Source organism: Amycolatopsis ultiminotia, assembly GCF_039536925.1.
Classification (GTDB): domain Bacteria; phylum Actinomycetota; class Actinomycetes; order Mycobacteriales; family Pseudonocardiaceae; genus Amycolatopsis; species Amycolatopsis ultiminotia.
In genome coordinates, this window is sequence record NZ_BAAAZN010000007.1 from 98042 (window position 1) to 113169 (window position 15128).

Sequence of the window (15128 nt, forward strand, 5' to 3'; positions counted from 1 at the left end):
CGTCACGGCGCGCCGGGCGGGACGAACACCTGTCCCTCCGGTGCACCGGAAGCCAGCAGGTCGAGCAGCCGCGCGGTGTCCAGTTCGGACTCCACGGCATCCGCGAGCCGCTCCAGCATCTCTTCGCGCAATGCGGCAAACCCGGGCGCCCCCGCAACCGGCGCCCAGGCGAGGCCTGCCTGCGCGGCCACCTCGGTCAGCCAAGCCCGGCGGAACCCGTCGTTCTCCAGTGCACCGTGCCAGGTCGTGCCCCAGACCGCACCGACCCGGTAACCGTCCAGAAAGGACTCTGCGGCCGCCGGCCCGGCGCTGCCGTGGTGGATTTCGTACGCGTGCACGGGGTGACCGCGCCAGTTCCCGGCCGGACGGCCGAGCACCTTTTCCCCGGTGAAGCGCACCCGAGTGGGCAGCAAACCCAGCCCCGGCACCACTCCGGCACCGGATTCGATTTCGTCCTCAATGGACTCCGCGAGCATCTGGTAGCCGCCGCAGATACCCAGTACCGGCCGTGCTGCCGCGGCTCGTGCGGTCACCGCTTCGGCCAGGCCGTTTTCGCGCAGCCAGCGCAGATCGTCCACAGTGGCCCGTGATCCGGGCAGCACCACCAGATCCGCCGCGGCAACGGTGTCCGGGTCGGCGGTGAGGTTCACCGTGACACCGGGTTCCGCGGCGAGCGCATCGACGTCCGTGGCGTTCGACGCACGCGGGAAGCCGATCACGGCGACCCGCAGCCCGCCGCCGGAGGAGGCCTCGTACCGCCAGCCGGCCGCGGCCAGTGCGTCTTCCGAGTCGATCCAGACCCGGTCCAGCCACGGCAGCACGCCGAGTACCGGACGTCCGGTGGCCTTTTCCAGCCCGGCCAAGCCCGGCCGCAGCAGGCCGACGTCCCCGCGGAACTTGTTCACCACCCAGCCCGCGACGAGCGCCTGATCCTCGGCCGAAAGCAGCGCGAGCGTGCCGAACATCGCGGCCAGCACCCCGCCGCGGTCGATGTCGCCGACCACCAGCACCGGCAGTGAAAACCGCCGCGCCAGGCCGAGGTTGACGTAATCGCCGCGACGCAGGTTGATCTCCGCCGGGCTGCCCGCGCCCTCGCAGACCACCACGTCGAACCGCTCGCGCAACCCGGCGAACGCGGCGAAGGCGATCTCGGCGAGCCCTGCCCGGCCGGTCGCGTATTCGCCGGCGTCGAGCGTGCCGAACGGCTTGCCGAGCGCAACGACGTGACTGCGCCGGTCGCTGCCCGGTTTGAGCAGCACCGGGTTCATCGCGGCTTCCGGCTCCACTCGCGCGGCGCGCGCCTGCAGCCACTGCGCACGGCCGATCTCGGCGCCGTCCGCGCACACCATGGAGTTGTTGGACATGTTCTGTGCCTTGAACGGCGCCACCCGTACCCCACGCCGCGCCAGCCACCGGCAGATCCCCGCGGTGACCAGGCTTTTGCCCGCATCCGACGTGGTGCCGGCGATCAGCAGCCCGCTCATCGCGCCACCGCCACCGCGGCCGCCACGGCGAGCGCGGCCGCGCCCACGATCCGGGACAGCCGGACCGCACGACGCAGATCCGTCGGCGCGGGCGGACGCCCGTCGCCGAGCGTGCCGCGCCGCTCCGCCTCGCCGTGGTAGGTGTTCGTGCCGCCCAGCCGGATGCCCAATGCCCCGGCGAACGCGGCCTCGACCTGCCCCGCGTTCGGGCTCGGGTGCGCCGAACCGTCTCGCCGCCAGGTGCGCCACGCGGTACCGGCCCGTCCTCCGGCCAGCGGAGCGGACGCCGCGGTGAGCAGGGCCCCCGCCCTGGCCGGCACGAGGTTCACGAGGTCGTCGGCTCGTGCCGCGAACCAGCCGAAGTTCCGGTGCCGGGGCGAGCGGTAGCCGACCATTGCGTCGAGCGTGTTCACCGCGCGATAGCCGACCAGTCCGGGAATCCCGGCCACGGCACCCCACAGCAACGGCGCGACGACGGCGTCGGATGTGTTCTCCGCGATCGATTCGGTGGCCGCGCGGCTCAGTTCGGCTGCGTCGAGTCCGGTCGCGTCCCGGGCGCAGAGGTGGCCGAGACGCTGTCGCGCAGCGGGCAGTTCGCCCGCTTCGAGCAGCCGCGCCATCTCCCGTCCCTCGCCGGCCAGCCCGCGGCCGCCGAGTACCACCCAGGTCGCCACCGCGGTGAGTGCGAACCGGGTAACCGGACGCCGCCGGGTCACCGCTTCCGCGGCCACCCCGAGCCCGGTGACCGCGCCTGCGCACACCCCGGCGTACCCAGCACCACGGATTTTCGAGTCGGCCCAGCACCGCCGTTCGAGTGCGGCGGCGACGGTGCCGAAGCCGGCGACGGGATGCCGCCGGCGAGGGTCGCCGAACCAGCTGTCGGCGGCATATCCGGTGATCAGCCCGGCCGCGGTGGCGGCTTGTCGGAGTGGCACGTGGCGCACCGTAGCGCGCGGGAGAGAATGCCGGGTATGACCAAGCTGACGCACCGGCTCGCCAGGTCTCTGGAAACCCTGGCACGGGCTGTGGCCCGGTACGGACGCGACGACGGCAAGGTGCTGGTCCTCGGCGGGGTCCGCTCGGGGAAATCGAGGCACGCGGAACGGCTCGTCGCCCACCACCCGCATCTCGTCTACGTCGCGCCGGGGCTGCCGCCCTCGGCCGACGACCCGGACTGGGCCGCCCGCGTCGAGGCGCACCGGGCCCGCCGGCCGCACCACTGGAGCACCGTGGAGACCACCGATCTCGCGCGCGTGCTGCGCACCGCGACCAGCCCGTTGCTCATCGACTGCCTCGGCACCTGGCTGTCCAGGGTGCTCGACGAGGTCGGCGCGTGGACCGGGCAGGCAGGCTGGGAGCAGCGGCTGGACGAACGGCTGGAGGACTTCCTCGCCGCATGGAACCAGGCCACCGTGCCGGTCGTGGCGGTGAGCAACGAGGTCGGCAGCGGTGTGGTGCCCGCAACGGTGTCCGGACGGCTGTTCCGTGATGTGCTGGGCGCACTGAACAACCGGGTGTCCGCCGACTGCGACCGGGTGGCGCTGATCGTCGCCGGACGGGTGCTCGACCTGCCGTGAGGAGATCGCCGTGCCGAGTTTCGCCATCCCCGTGCCCGACGCCGCCGCGCACGCGGCCGCGCTGGCACGGCTCGACGGCCTGGTCAAGCCGCTCGGCTCGCTCGGACGGCTGGAGGAGCTGGCCGCCTGGCTGAGCGCGGCGCACGGGGTGGTCCCGCCGCGTCCGCTGGACGACGTGCGGGTGGTCGTGTTCGCCGGTGACCACGGTGTTTCCGCGCAGTCGGCCTACCCGCGCGAGGTGACCGCGGCGATGGTCCGGGTGTTCCTGGCGGGCCGCAGCGGGGTGACCGTGCTCGCCGCACAGGTCGGCGCCCGGGTGCGGGTGGCCGACATCGCGGTGGACTGGGACGGCGCGGGCGTTCCGGACGAAGTCACCGCGCACAAGGTCCGCCGCGGTTCGGGCGCAATCGATGTCGAGGACGCACTGGCCCCCGGCGAAGCACGGCAGGCATTCGAAGCCGGGCGGGCGATCGCGGCCGAGGAGTCCGGCGCGGACGTGCTGGTCCCGGGAGACATGGGCATCGGCAACACCACGGTGTGCGCGGCCGTCGTGGCCTCTTCGCTGGGCCTGCCCGCGGCCGAGGTGGTGGGCACCGGCACCGGCGTGTCCGGCGAGGCGCTGGACCGCAAGACGGCGGTGGTCGCGGCGGCGCTGGACCGTGCGGCCGGCCGGAGCGCCGACCCGTTCGAGCGGCTGACCGCGGTGGGCAGCGCCTGCCTCGCGGCGACGACCGGATTCCTGGTGGAAGCAGCGACGCGCGGGATCCCGGTCCTGCTGGACGGCATCTTCTCCGCGACCGCCGCGGTGCTCGCCCGGGACCTGGCCCCGGGCGCGGAACGGTGGTGGCTGGCCGGGCACCGCTCGACCGAACCGGCGCAAGCGTTCGCGCTCAAGGCATTGGGCCTCACCCCGATCCTCGACCTGGGCCTGCGCTTGGGCGAGGGCAGCGGCGCAGTCCAGGCAGTCCCGACCCTGCGTGCAGCACAGACGATCATCGCGAACATGGGCCGGCTGGCAGACCTCGAATGACCCGGAACCGACAGCGCCCACCCGCCCGGCCAGGGCACGCCCCGGGCAGGCGCCTGACCCGCGCGCCGCGCTCCGGGCGTCCGCACCCGCAGGACCACCCACACCGACTGCGACGCACTGGCCACCCGCACGTTGCGCAACTCTCCGGCAGGCCGCGGCATCCCTTCGGGCCACAGCGTTCCAGCGGGCCATGGCATCCGTTCGAGCCGCCGCACCCCAGCCGACCGCCCCAGCACCTCACCCGGTCGCCCCAGCACCTCACCCGGTTGCCACGGCACCCCGACCGGCCGCGCGAGCGTCCTGGCCAGCTGCAGCAACACCCCCGCAGGCCGCCGCACCTCACCCGACCGCCGCAGCACCTCACCCGGTCACCACGGCACCCCGACCGGCCGCGCGAGCGTCCTGGCCAGCTGCAGCAACACCCCGGCAGGCCCCAGCACCTCACCCGGTCGCCCCAGCACCTCACCCGGTCACCACGGCACCCCGACCGGCCGCGCGAGCGTCCTGGCCAGCTGCAGCAACACCCCGGCAGGCCCCAGCACCCCGGCCGCCCGCACCTTGTGCGGTACCGCAGCTGGTCGTTGCGCTCCGGTAGGCACCGGCATCCCGGCTGTCCGCAACGCCAGCCCGACCGCTCGCCACATCGGGCCGTCGGACGGCAGCACCACACCGGCCGGTCGCCGGGGCAGCATCCCGCCCGGCCTCACCAATCGCCACCCCGGCCCGGCTGGCCTCCGTATTGCGCCGGCCGGCCCTCCCAGCGCCGCCTCGGACGACCGCACCGCCACGCCGGCCGGTCGCGGTTGGATCGCCGGTTCCGTACGGTGCGGTCGGGTGGTCGGCGGTGAACCGCCTCGGTGGAGGACGTGCGCGGGGTCTGGTCGACGGGCTTCGGCTCGGGGTCGGGACGCTCACTGCGGTGCCGGTTCCGGCGCCGCGGCGGATCGATCGTGGGGTTGCGGCAGTGGCGATGGTGCTCGGGCCGGTCGCGGTGGTCCCGCTCGCGGCGGCGGCGGGACTCGTCGTGGTCGGCGGTGCCGCGGTGGGACTGCCCGCGCTCGCGGTGGCCGCGCTGACGCTCGGGGTGGTCGCCCTCGGCAGTCGTGGGCTGCATCTCGACGGGCTCGCCGACACCGCCGACGGACTCGGCGCCTCCTACGACCGCGCGAAAGCCCTCGACGTGATGCGCCGCGGCGATTCCGGTCCGACCGGCGTCGCCACGCTCGTGTTCGTGCTGCTGGTACAGGTCGGTGCGCTGGCGGGGGCGATCTCCGCCGGACACGGTGCGGCCGCCGCAGTGGCCGGTGTGCTGGCCGGGCGCTGCACGCTGTCACTGGCCTGCGCACGAGGGGTCCCCTCGGCCCGTGACGAGGGCCTCGGCGCGACGGTGGCCGGTTCCGTCCCGATCCCTGCCACCGTGGTGGTCGCCGCGGTGGCAGCCGCGCTCACCACACTCGCGCCCGGGATCGCCTGGTGGCGAGGACCGCTCGCCATCGCACTGGGCTACCTCGTGGTCGCGCTCCTGCTGATCCGCTGCACCCGCCGGCTCGGCGGAATCACCGGCGACGTCCTCGGCGCAGGCGTCGAAACAGCAACCGCGACCGTGCTCCTCACGCTCGCTCCCTGACCCGCCGCGGCACTTCTCACCCCTTGACCCGCCGCAGGGCGGTCAGGAATCCGTCCGTCACCGCAGGGGCCCGCACCGCCAGTCGCAGGTGGTCCGGGCCCAGTCCGGGAAACGTGTCGCCTCGGCGCACGGCGTAGCCCGCCTCCCGCAGCCGGACCCGCAGCCGGGCCGCTCCGGGGGTCTGCACCAGCACGAACGGGCCGCGCGGCTTGCCCAGTACGGTGATCCCGCACGCGGCGAGGCCGGACACCAGGTGCTCCCGGTCGGTTTCCGCGACGATGGCCTGTTTCGCCGCCTCTTCCAGCGCCTCCGGACGGCAGCACGCCGCGGTCGCGACCGCGGCCAAAGTGGACACCGACCACGGCGGCTGCACGCGACGCAACCGGTCGAGCAGCTCCGCCGGGCCGAGCACGTATCCGGCCCGCAGCCCGGCCAGCCCCCACGTCTTGGTCAGGCTCCGCAGCACCACCACTCCGGACAATCGTTGACCCGCAAGGCTTTCCACCTCACCGGGCACCGCGTCGAGGAAGGCCTCGTCCACCACCAGCACCCGCCCCGGCCGGGCGAGCGAACCCAGCACGGCCGCCGGATGCAGCACGGACGTCGGGTTCGTCGGGTTGCCCACGAACACCAGATCCGCGGACTCCGGAACCAACGTGGTGTCCAGCCGGTAACCGTCCGAAGAGGACAGCACGACCCGGGTCACCGCGTGTCCGGCCGCACGCAACGCCGCCTCAGGCTCGGTGAACTGCGGATGCACCACCACCGCCTGCCGTGGCCGCAACGCCGAAGCCAGCAAGGTGAACGCCTCCGCCGCGCCGGCGGTCACCAGCACCTCGTCCACCGGACGGCCGTGCCGTGCCGCCACTGCGCGCTGCGCCGTGGACGGGTCGGGGTATGCGGCCAGATCGTCCAAAGCGGACGCCAGCTCCTGCCGAAGCCACTCCGGGGGCCGGGCGAGCCGCACGTTCACCGCGAGGTCCACCAGCCCCGGACCGACTTCGCGGTCCCCGTGGTGCGCCAGGTCGTAATCAGCCACCGGCGGCGAATTCCCTTACGTGCGTGGCGAACCGCTCGGCCAGCGCGGGATATCCGGCCCAGTGCACGTGCAGGTAGGAGGCGTGCACCGAGGCGGCGGCGAATCCGTCGACGGTCCGGTCCCAGCCCCATGCCGCGGACGGGCCTGCCGCCGGGGACACCTCGGTACGGTGGAACTCGTGGCCGTGCACTCGCTGCCCGGCAGTCGCGAGCACGTTGTCCGCCAGCGAAACGGCGCTCCGGTAGCCGAGTTTGCCCCGCGCGGTCATGGTCGCGGTCGCGTCGAGCGCGCCGACCATCGGCTGCCCGTCCAGCTCCCGGCAGAGGTAGAGCAGCCCCGCGCATTCCGCGCTCACCGGCATTCCCCGGTCGATCGCCTCGGCCACCGCGGTGCGCAGCGGCACGTTCGCAGACAGCTCGGCGGCATGCACTTCCGGGAAGCCGCCGCCGAAGTACAGTCCGGCGCAGCCCTCCGGCAGCTCCTTGTCCCGCAACGGGTCCACCTCGACCACGTCCGCTCCGTACGCGGCCAGCAGTTCGATGTTCTCGGTGTAGCGGAACGTGAACGCCGGCCCCGCCGCCGCGGCCACCACCGCGCGCGGGCCGTCGTGTCCGGACGGCGGTGTCCACTCCGGACCGGACAACGCCGGCGCAGTGCGGGCGATCCGCACCACTTCCGCCAGGTCCACCCCACCGGCGACCCACGAGGCCAGCTCCGGCAACACCTGCCGCGAGTCCGCAGCACGCTCGGCGGCCGGGACGAGCCCGAGATGACGGCTCGGCGCGTGCACGTTTTCGTTGCGCCGCAACGCACCCACCAGCGGCACCCCGGTGGCCTCCAGCGCGGCGGCGATCTCGTCCTCGTGCCGTTGCGAACCGAGTTTGTTGAGAATCACCCCGGCCAGCCGCACACGGGTGTCGTACTGCGCGAAGCCCAGCACCGTGGCCGCGACACTGCGCGAGGCGGCCGAAGCGTCGACCACCAGGAGCACCGGCGCGTCGAGCAGCCGGGCGACGTGGGCGGTGGAGGCGTACCCCTCGGTGCCGAGCGCACCGTCGAACAGGCCCATGACGCCCTCGATCACCGCGATGTCCGCACCGGCGGAACCGTGCCGCAGCAACGGGATGAGCGTGTCCTCGCCCTGCAGGAACGGGTCCAGGTTGCGGGCAGGCCGTCCGGTGGCCAGTGCGTGGTAGCCGGGGTCGATGAAGTCCGGCCCCACCTTGTGCCCGGACACCGCGTGCCCGGCCGCGCGCAGGGCGGCCATCAGCCCGGCCGCGACGGTGGTCTTGCCGTGCCCGGAGCCGGGCGCGGCGACCACCACCCTGGCTACCACTCGATCCCCCGCTGGCCCTTCTGCCCGGCGTCCATCGGATGCTTGACCTTGGTCATCTCGGTGACCAGGTCGGCGGCCTCGATCAGCTCCGGCGGGGCGTAGCGGCCGGTGATCACCACGTGCTGGTGCCCCGGCCGGGAGACCAGAGCGGACACCACGTCGGCCGGTTCGAGCCAGCCCCATTTGAACAGGTAGCTGAACTCGTCCAGCACGTAGAAGTCGTGGGTTTCGGCGGCCAGCCGGCGCTTGATCTCCGCCCAGCCCTCCCGGGCACCGGCCGCGTGGTCTTCCTCGCTGCCCGGTTTGCGCGCCCAGCTCCAGCCTTCGCCCATCTTGTGCCATTCGACCGGGCCGCCCTGTCCGGTGTCCTCGTGCAGCTTGCCCAGCGCGCGGAACGCAGCCTCCTCGCCCACCCGCCACTTCGCCGACTTCACGAACTGGAACACGCCGATCGACCAGCCCTGGTTCCACGCCCGCAAGGCCATTCCGAACGCCGCGGTGGACTTGCCCTTCATTTCCCCGGTGTGCACCGCAAGCAGCGGCCGGTTCCGGCGCTGCCGGGTGGTGAGCCCGTCCTGCGGCACGACCTCGGGTTTCCCTTGTGGCATCAGGCAGCCCTCCCGGTCCGCTCGCGGACCGCCGAGGCCAGTGACTCGGCGGCGACATCGGCCAGCGGCACGTGTTCGGCACCGAGCTGCCCGGCCAGTTCCGCGGCCAGCCCCAGCCGCATCCGGCCGGTCTCGCAGTCCATCACGACCGTCGTCACGCCTGCCAGCAGTCCGGCGGCGGCGTGCGCCCGTGCCACCGCGTCGGTGCCGCTCGTCGCCCGGCCGTCGGTCACGAGCACCAGCAGCGGCCGCCGCCGCGGATCCCGGACGGCCTCCACCCGCAGTACGCGCACGACCTCCAGCAGCCCCTCGGCGAGCGGGGTGCGCCCGCCCGTGGGCAGCCCGTCCAGCCGGGCCGCGGCGGCCTCGACACTGATCGTCGGCGGGAGCGCCAGCTCGGCCGAATCACCACGGAAGGTGACCAGACCGACCTTGTCCCGCCGCTGGTAAGCGTCGAGCAGCAGCGAAAGCACCGCCGTTTTCACCGCACGCATCCGCGCTCGCGCACCCATCGAGCCGGAGGCGTCCACGCAGAACAGCACCAGATTGCCTTCACGGCCTTCGCGCAGCGCGAACCGCAGATCCCCCGGCCGCACTTCGAGCCCGGTTCCGCTGCGGCCGCGGGCCTGCTGGTGCGGCGCCGCGGCGCGAATGGTCGCGACCAGGTGCGGGCGGCCTTCGCGCACCCCGGGTGGCTGCACGCCGATCGTCCGGCCGGTGTCGGTGATCGCCCGCGACCGGCGGCCGCGCTCCCCCTCGCCGGTACCGTGCACCCGGAACACCCTGGCACGGAAGGTATCTCCGGCACCGACGGTCTTCTCCGGTGCCGATTTCTGCGACGCCGAGCCGTTGCCCTCCCCGGACTGCGGGGACGGGGCACCGCTTCCGGGCGGAGGCGGGCTGCCACCGGGACCGTCGTCGTCCGGCGCCGGGCCGCCGTCGTCGTCGGGGCCGGGTCCGCTGTCGTCGGGACCGGGGTCACTGTCGCCCGGGCCGGGACCGTCGTCGTCCGGGCCGTCCGGGCCGTCCGGCGGCTGGGCGTTCTCCAGTGCCTGGTCGAGCTGTTCTTCGGAGATTCCCGGCGCGTCGAACGGGTTCCGCCTGCGCCGGTGCGGCAGCGCGAGCCGCGCGGCGACGCGGATGTCGTCGGTGGTGACCTCGTCGCGTCCGGCCCACGCGGCGTGCGCGACCGCGGTCCGCGCCGTGACGATGTCCGCGCGCATCCCGTCGACCTCGAACGAGGCACACACCTCGGCGATCTGCCGCAACGCCTCGTCCGGCAGCTTCACCGCGGGCAAAAGCCGTTGCGCCGCTTCGATTTCCGCCGCGAGTTCGGCATCGGCCCCGGCATAGGCGGCGGCGAAGCCGTCCGGATCCGCCTCGTAGGCCAGCCGCCGCCGGACGACCTCCACGCGCTGGTCCGGGTCCCGGCTGGAGGCGACCTCCACGGTGAGCCCGAACCGGTCGAGCAGCTGCGGGCGCAGCTCACCCTCCTCCGGGTTCATCGTGCCGATCAGCACGAACCGCGCGGCGTGCGAGACCGAGACGCCTTCGCGCTCCACGGTCGCCCTGCCCATCGCGGCCGCGTCCAGCAGGGTGTCCACGAGGTGGTCGTGCAGCAGGTTGACTTCGTCCACGTACAGCAGGCCGCGGTGCGCGGCAGCGAGCAGGCCGGGCTGGTAGTCGGTGACGCCCTCGGACAGCGCTTTCTCCAGGTTCAGCGAGCCGACGACCCGGTCCTCGGCCGCACCGACGGGCAGCTCGACCAGCCGGGCCGGGCGCCGGTGCGCTGGCGCGCCCGGCGCGTGCGGTCCGTCCGGGCACTGCGGGTCGGGCGTGGCCGGGTCACACGAGAAGCGGCAGCCGTCCACCACGTCGGCCCCGGGCAGCAGACCGGCCAGCGCCCGCACCATGGTCGACTTCGCGGTGCCCTTCTCGCCCCGCACCAGCACTCCGCCCACAGCGGGGGAAATCGAGGACAGCACGAGCGCCAGGCGCAGGTCCGGCATCCCGACGACGGCGGTGAACGGATAGGGCTTCAAGAGCACTCCCTCGTGGTCGGCGTCCGGCCGATCATCGCACAGGAAACACGTCGTCTAGCGTGGGCGGACGTGCGCGAAAAATCACGCAGCCTGACCGTGGTCGGCATCGGGGCGGACGGCTGGTCCGGGCTGTCCGCGAGGGCCCGCGAAGCGGTGCTGTACGCCGACGTCGTGCTCGGCGCGGCGCGTCAGCTCGCGTACCTGCCCGCGGAGGTGCGTACGCGGCCGTGGCCCAGCCCGTTGCTGCCCGCGCTCGACGGCGTGCTCGGCGAATACGACGGTCGCCGAATCTGTGTACTCGCCAGCGGTGACCCCCTGCTGTCCGGCATCGCCACCACACTGCGCGAGCGTGGGCACGAGATCGAGGTACTGCCTGCGTTGTCCTCGGCCACGCTGGCTCGCGCACGGCTCGGCTGGTCCTTCGAGGAAACCGAGGTCGTCACGGTGGTCGGCCGCGCGGTGCACAGGGTCACGCGGGCGCTCGCGCCCCACCGCAAGGTGCTCGTACTCGGCGGCAGCGTGACCGAGCTTCGGGACCTGCTCACCGTACGTGGCTACGCTCAGTCGACGTTGACCACACTGGAAAACCTCGGCGCCGAAGACGAGCGGATCGCCGACGGCTGGACGCACGAGCCCGGTCCGCTGACGGTGTTCGCCCTGATCTGCCGCGGTCCCCGGCTGCCCCTCACCGGACTGCCCGACGACGCGTACGAGCACGACGGTCAGCTCACCAAACGTGACCTTCGTGTCTCCGCACTCGCCAGGCTCGCTCCTGCGCCCGGGGAACTGCTGTGGGACGTCGGTGCCGGCGCGGGCAGCGTCGGCATCGAGTGGTCCCGCGTACACCCGCTGAACCGGGCCGTCGCGATCGAGCGTGCTTCCTCCCGGGCAGAACGGATCGCGCGCAACGCGGACGCCCTCGGAGTCCCGGAGCTGCAGGTGGTCACCGGCGCTGCACCCGAGGTGCTGGCTGGGCTTCCGCAGCCGGACGCGGTGTTCCTCGGCGGTGGACTGTCCGTGCCCGGCGTGCTCGACGCGTGTCTCAGCACCGGCGCGCGCATCGTCGCCCACGGCGTCACGATGGAGGCAGAGCAGGCCCTCGCGGCCGCGTACGCACAGCACGGCGGCGAGCTGCAACGAATCAGCGTCGAGCACGCGAATCCGCTCGGCGGGTTCACTGGCTGGACCCCGTCGCGCACTGTGACCCAATGGAGCAGGGAATGACTGTCTACTTCATCGGCGCCGGGCCCGGTGCAGCGGACCTGATCACTGTTCGCGGCCGGGATCTGCTTGAGCGCTGCGGCGTCTGCCTGTACCCGGGGAGCATGACGCCCACCGATCTGCTCACGTACTGCGCGCCGGAGGCCGAACGCGTCGACACGGCGAACCTGAGCCTCGACGAAATAGCCGCGAAGCTGGTGTCGGCGCACCGAGACGGCCATGACGTCGCACGGTTGTGTTCCGGCGACCCGTCCCTCTACAGCGCGGTCGCCGAACAGGCTCGCCGGCTCGAAACCGCAGGCGTGCCGTACGAGATGGTGCCGGGCGTGCCCGCGTTCGCCGCTTCCGCCGCGGTGCTCGGCCGGGAGCTGACCGTGCCGGGGATCGGGCAAAGCCTGGTGATCACCCGCGCGCAGGCCCGTTCCACCACCATGCCGGCGGGCGAAACCCTGGCGAACTTCGCCCGCAGCGGTGCCACACTCGCAGTGCATCTGGCGATCAACCACATCGAACGCGTCACCGCGGAACTCGCCTCCCACTACGGCGAGGACTGCCCCGCCGCCGTAGTGGCGCTGGCCAGCCAGCCCGGGGAGACCGTGGTGCGCGGCACGCTCGCCGACCTCGCCGGACAGGCGCGGGCGGCCGGAATGACCCGCGCCGCCACGATTTTCGTCGGCCGGGTGCTCGCCGCGGCCGGATTTCCGGACAGTTTCCTGTATTCGGGCGCCCGTGACCGCGCGAGCCAACCGGAGTCACTGTGACGAACCTGCGCTGGGGCCTGCTGGCCGCCGGGACGATCGCCGCCGAGTTCGCCAAGGGCGTCGAGCGAAGCCGCCATGGTGTGCTCACTGCGGTCGCCGCGCGCACAGCCGAGCGCGCGCGGGATTTCGCAACCCGCTTCGACCTCCCGAAAGCCTATGACAGCTACGAAAACCTGCTCGCCGATCCGGAAGTCGACGCGATCTACATCGCCACTCCGCATGCGCTGCACGCCGAATGGGCCATCCGCGCCGCCGAGGCCGGAAAGCACGTGCTGTGCGAGAAACCGCTCACGGTGAACGCGGCCGAGGCGGAAAAGGTGATCGATGCCGCGCGCCGCAACGACGTCTTCCTCATGGAAGCGTTCATGTACCGGCTGCACCCGCAGACGCGGCGGCTGGTCGAACTGATCGAATCCGGTGCGATCGGCGAAGTCCGCGCCGTGGACGTCACGTTCAGCTTCGACTCCGGCGCGAACGACGCAGCACGGCTGGCCGATCCGGCGCTCGGCGGTGGCGGGATCCTCGACGTCGGCTGCTACTGCACGTCGCTGGCCCGGCTGGTCGCGCAGGCCGCCACCGGCACCGCGGCGGCCGAGCCGACGAGCGTGACCGGGATGGCCCGGCTGACCGGCCGTGGCGTGGACGAGTTCGCGATGGGCCTGCTGCGGCTGCCCGGCGGGATCATCGCGCAGCTGTCCTGCGGCTACCGGCTCAGCCAGGACGACCACATCCGCGTCTACGGCACGACCGGCCGCCTCTCCGTGCCGAAACCCGCGTGGACCCACGAAATGCGCCCGCCCGGCGTGTCCACCATCGTGCTGACGCCCGAGACCGGCGAGTCCGAGGTGATCGAGATCGAGGCCACCGAAGACGTGTTCGCCCGCGAGGCCGACCACGTCGCCCGGCACGTGGCCGACCGGCAGGCACCGGAACTGACCTGGGCCGAGACGATCGCGAACATGCGCACGCTCGACCGCTGGCGGGCGGCTGTCGGGTACGGCGGATGACCGTCCTCGTCCTGGGTGGCACCGCCGAGGCCCGCGCGCTCGCCGCGCAACTGCACGAGCACGGCGCCGCGGTGGTCTCCTCGCTCGCCGGCCGCGTCGCACAGCCACGGCTGCCCGTCGGCGACGTGCGCGTGGGTGGCTTCGGCGGCGTCGAAGGCCTTACCGCGTGGCTGCGGGAGCACGAGGTGCGCGCGATCGTGGACGCCACCCATCCGTTCGCCGAACGCATTGCCACCAACGCTTTCCACGCAGCCCACGCGGCGGACGTGCCGTTGCTGCGGCTCGCCCGGCCCGGCTGGCAGCCCGGTGCGGGCGACCGCTGGCACTGGGCCGCCGATCTCGCCGAGGCGGCCGCCGTGCTGCCCGGCCTCGGCACCCGTGCGTTCCTCACCAGCGGACGGCAGGGGCTCGCCGCGTTCGCCGGACTCGACGCGTTGTGGTTCCTGATCCGGTGCGTCGACCCGCCCGGTCCGCCACTGCCGCGGCACCACGAAGTGCTGCTCGCCCGAGGCCCGTACGAAGTGCCCGCCGAGCGCGACCTGATCACCGGCCGCGGCATCGACGTGCTGGTCACCAAAGACAGTGGCGGCACGATGACCGTCGCGAAGCTCACCGCCGCGCGGGAACTCGGCCTGCCGGTGCTCGTGGTGCGCCGTCCGCCCCGGCCGTCCACCACCGAAACCGCCGAAGTGACCGAAGCCGTGAAATGGGCACTGAACCGATGAACGAGCAGTTTTACGAAATCCTGCACCGGCGCCGCGACGTGCGTGGCGAGTTCACCGGCGAACCGGTGGCCGAGGAGGTGCTCGCGCGGGTGCTCGGCGCCGCGCACGCCGCGCCGAGCGTCGGGCTGAGCCAGCCGTGGGACTTCGTCCTGGTACGGGACGCCCGGACGCGCGAGACGTTCGCCCGGCACGTGCACGAGGAACGTGCCGTGTTCGCCGCGTCGCTGGAGGGCGAGCGGGCGGAGACGTTCTCGCGGATCAAGATCGAGGGTATCCGCGAAGCCGGGCTCGGCATCGTGGTCACCTACGACGAGCAGCGCGGTGCCCCGGCGGTACTCGGCAGGCATGCGATCGCGGACGCCGGGCTGTACTCGGTGTGCCTGGCGATCCAGAACCTCTGGCTGGCCGCGACCGCGGAAGGACTCGGCGTGGGCTGGGTGAGTTTCTACCGGGAACCGGTGCTGGCCGGGCTGCTCGGCATCCCGGACGGGATCCGGCCGGTCGCCTGGCTGTGCGTCGGCCCGGTGCGCACCCTCGCCGGTACGCCCGACCTGGAACGGCACGGCTGGCGCCGCCGGGTCCCGCTGCCCGAGGTCGTGCACCACGACCGTTTCACCCAGCGTGACCAGGGGCCGAAGTAAGCGCGAAGTCAGCACCCATTAGTTTTCCTC

General features: G+C 73.1%; 15 protein-coding genes. 8 read left to right on the plus strand and 7 right to left on the minus strand.

All coding sequences use genetic code 11. The features are described from left to right. Positions 1 to 2: 2 nt before the first annotated feature. Both ABD793_RS17690 and ABD793_RS17695 read right to left on the minus strand, forming a co-directional pair. On the minus strand, positions 3 to 1484 hold the full coding sequence (locus tag ABD793_RS17690; RefSeq protein ID WP_344861218.1) for a cobyric acid synthase: 1482 nt from the start codon (positions 1482 to 1484) through the stop codon (positions 3 to 5). Then, on the minus strand, positions 1481 to 2419 hold the full coding sequence (locus tag ABD793_RS17695; protein WP_344861220.1) for a cobalamin biosynthesis protein: 939 nt from the start codon (positions 2417 to 2419) through the stop codon (positions 1481 to 1483). Before ABD793_RS17695 ends, ABD793_RS17690 begins: the two co-directional genes overlap by 4 nt. A 36-nt stretch (positions 2420 to 2455) precedes the next feature. On the opposite strand from ABD793_RS17695, the gene ABD793_RS17700 reads away from it, so the two are divergent. Further along, positions 2456 to 3061 (plus strand): bifunctional adenosylcobinamide kinase/adenosylcobinamide-phosphate guanylyltransferase, encoded by a 606-nt coding sequence (locus ABD793_RS17700; RefSeq protein ID WP_344861222.1) that lies wholly within the window; start codon positions 2456 to 2458, stop codon positions 3059 to 3061. A gap of 10 nt (positions 3062 to 3071) precedes the next feature. Then, positions 3072 to 4091, plus strand: coding sequence for a nicotinate-nucleotide--dimethylbenzimidazole phosphoribosyltransferase (cobT, locus tag ABD793_RS17705; protein ID WP_344861224.1), 1020 nt, complete (start codon positions 3072 to 3074; stop codon positions 4089 to 4091). A gap of 470 nt (positions 4092 to 4561) precedes the next feature. On the opposite strand, the gene ABD793_RS17710 is transcribed toward cobT, so the two are convergent. Beyond that, complete coding sequence (locus tag ABD793_RS17710; protein ID WP_344861226.1) at positions 4562 to 4798, minus strand: hypothetical protein; 237 nt, start codon at positions 4796 to 4798, stop codon at positions 4562 to 4564. A 170-nt stretch (positions 4799 to 4968) separates the two neighbouring features. Here ABD793_RS17710 and ABD793_RS17715 point away from each other — a divergent pair, with 170 nt between their 5' ends. Beyond that, positions 4969 to 5718 (plus strand): adenosylcobinamide-GDP ribazoletransferase, encoded by a 750-nt coding sequence (locus ABD793_RS17715; protein ID WP_344861773.1) that lies wholly within the window; start codon positions 4969 to 4971, stop codon positions 5716 to 5718. 16 nt (positions 5719 to 5734) lie between these two features. Here the strand turns inward: ABD793_RS17715 and cobC are convergent, their stop codons facing one another. Genes cobC through ABD793_RS17735 form a run of 4 tightly spaced genes read right to left on the minus strand, consistent with a single transcriptional unit; the run spans position 5735 to position 10743 of the window. Next, a complete protein-coding gene (gene cobC, locus ABD793_RS17720; protein ID WP_344861228.1) occupies positions 5735 to 6757 on the minus strand; it encodes an Rv2231c family histidinol phosphate aminotransferase CobC in 1023 nt (340 codons plus the stop codon). Next, positions 6750 to 8093 carry a cobyrinic acid a,c-diamide synthase CobB gene (locus ABD793_RS17725; RefSeq protein ID WP_344861230.1) on the minus strand — a complete coding sequence of 448 codons (1344 nt, stop codon included), beginning with the start codon at positions 8091 to 8093 and terminating at the stop codon, positions 6750 to 6752. The genes cobC and ABD793_RS17725 overlap by 8 nt, the downstream gene beginning before the upstream one ends. Continuing rightward, positions 8087 to 8701: a cob(I)yrinic acid a,c-diamide adenosyltransferase gene (gene cobO, locus ABD793_RS17730; RefSeq protein WP_344861232.1), complete on the minus strand. Its 615-nt coding sequence runs from the start codon at positions 8699 to 8701 to the stop codon at positions 8087 to 8089. Before cobO ends, ABD793_RS17725 begins: the two co-directional genes overlap by 7 nt. Beyond that, positions 8701 to 10743: a putative cobaltochelatase gene (locus tag ABD793_RS17735; RefSeq protein ID WP_344861234.1), complete on the minus strand. Its 2043-nt coding sequence runs from the start codon at positions 10741 to 10743 to the stop codon at positions 8701 to 8703. Before ABD793_RS17735 ends, cobO begins: the two co-directional genes overlap by 1 nt. 69 nt (positions 10744 to 10812) lie before the next feature. Between ABD793_RS17735 and cbiE the strand changes: the two genes are divergently transcribed. The 5 genes from cbiE to bluB are packed head-to-tail and all read left to right on the plus strand — an operon-like array spanning position 10813 to position 15098. Next, a complete protein-coding gene (gene cbiE / locus ABD793_RS17740; protein WP_344861236.1) occupies positions 10813 to 11967 on the plus strand; it encodes a precorrin-6y C5,15-methyltransferase (decarboxylating) subunit CbiE in 1155 nt (384 codons plus the stop codon). Next, positions 11964 to 12725 carry a precorrin-4 C(11)-methyltransferase gene (gene cobM, locus ABD793_RS17745; RefSeq protein WP_344861238.1) on the plus strand — a complete coding sequence of 254 codons (762 nt, stop codon included), beginning with the start codon at positions 11964 to 11966 and terminating at the stop codon, positions 12723 to 12725. Before cbiE ends, cobM begins: the two co-directional genes overlap by 4 nt. Beyond that, positions 12722 to 13732, plus strand: coding sequence for a Gfo/Idh/MocA family protein (locus tag ABD793_RS17750; RefSeq protein WP_344861240.1), 1011 nt, complete (start codon positions 12722 to 12724; stop codon positions 13730 to 13732). Before cobM ends, ABD793_RS17750 begins: the two co-directional genes overlap by 4 nt. Continuing rightward, a complete protein-coding gene (locus ABD793_RS17755; RefSeq protein WP_344861242.1) occupies positions 13729 to 14457 on the plus strand; it encodes a cobalt-precorrin-6A reductase in 729 nt (242 codons plus the stop codon). The genes ABD793_RS17750 and ABD793_RS17755 overlap by 4 nt, the downstream gene beginning before the upstream one ends. Continuing rightward, on the plus strand, positions 14454 to 15098 hold the full coding sequence (bluB, locus tag ABD793_RS17760) for a 5,6-dimethylbenzimidazole synthase (RefSeq protein ID WP_344861244.1): 645 nt from the start codon (positions 14454 to 14456) through the stop codon (positions 15096 to 15098). Before ABD793_RS17755 ends, bluB begins: the two co-directional genes overlap by 4 nt. The last annotated feature ends 30 nt before the right edge of the window (positions 15099 to 15128 follow it).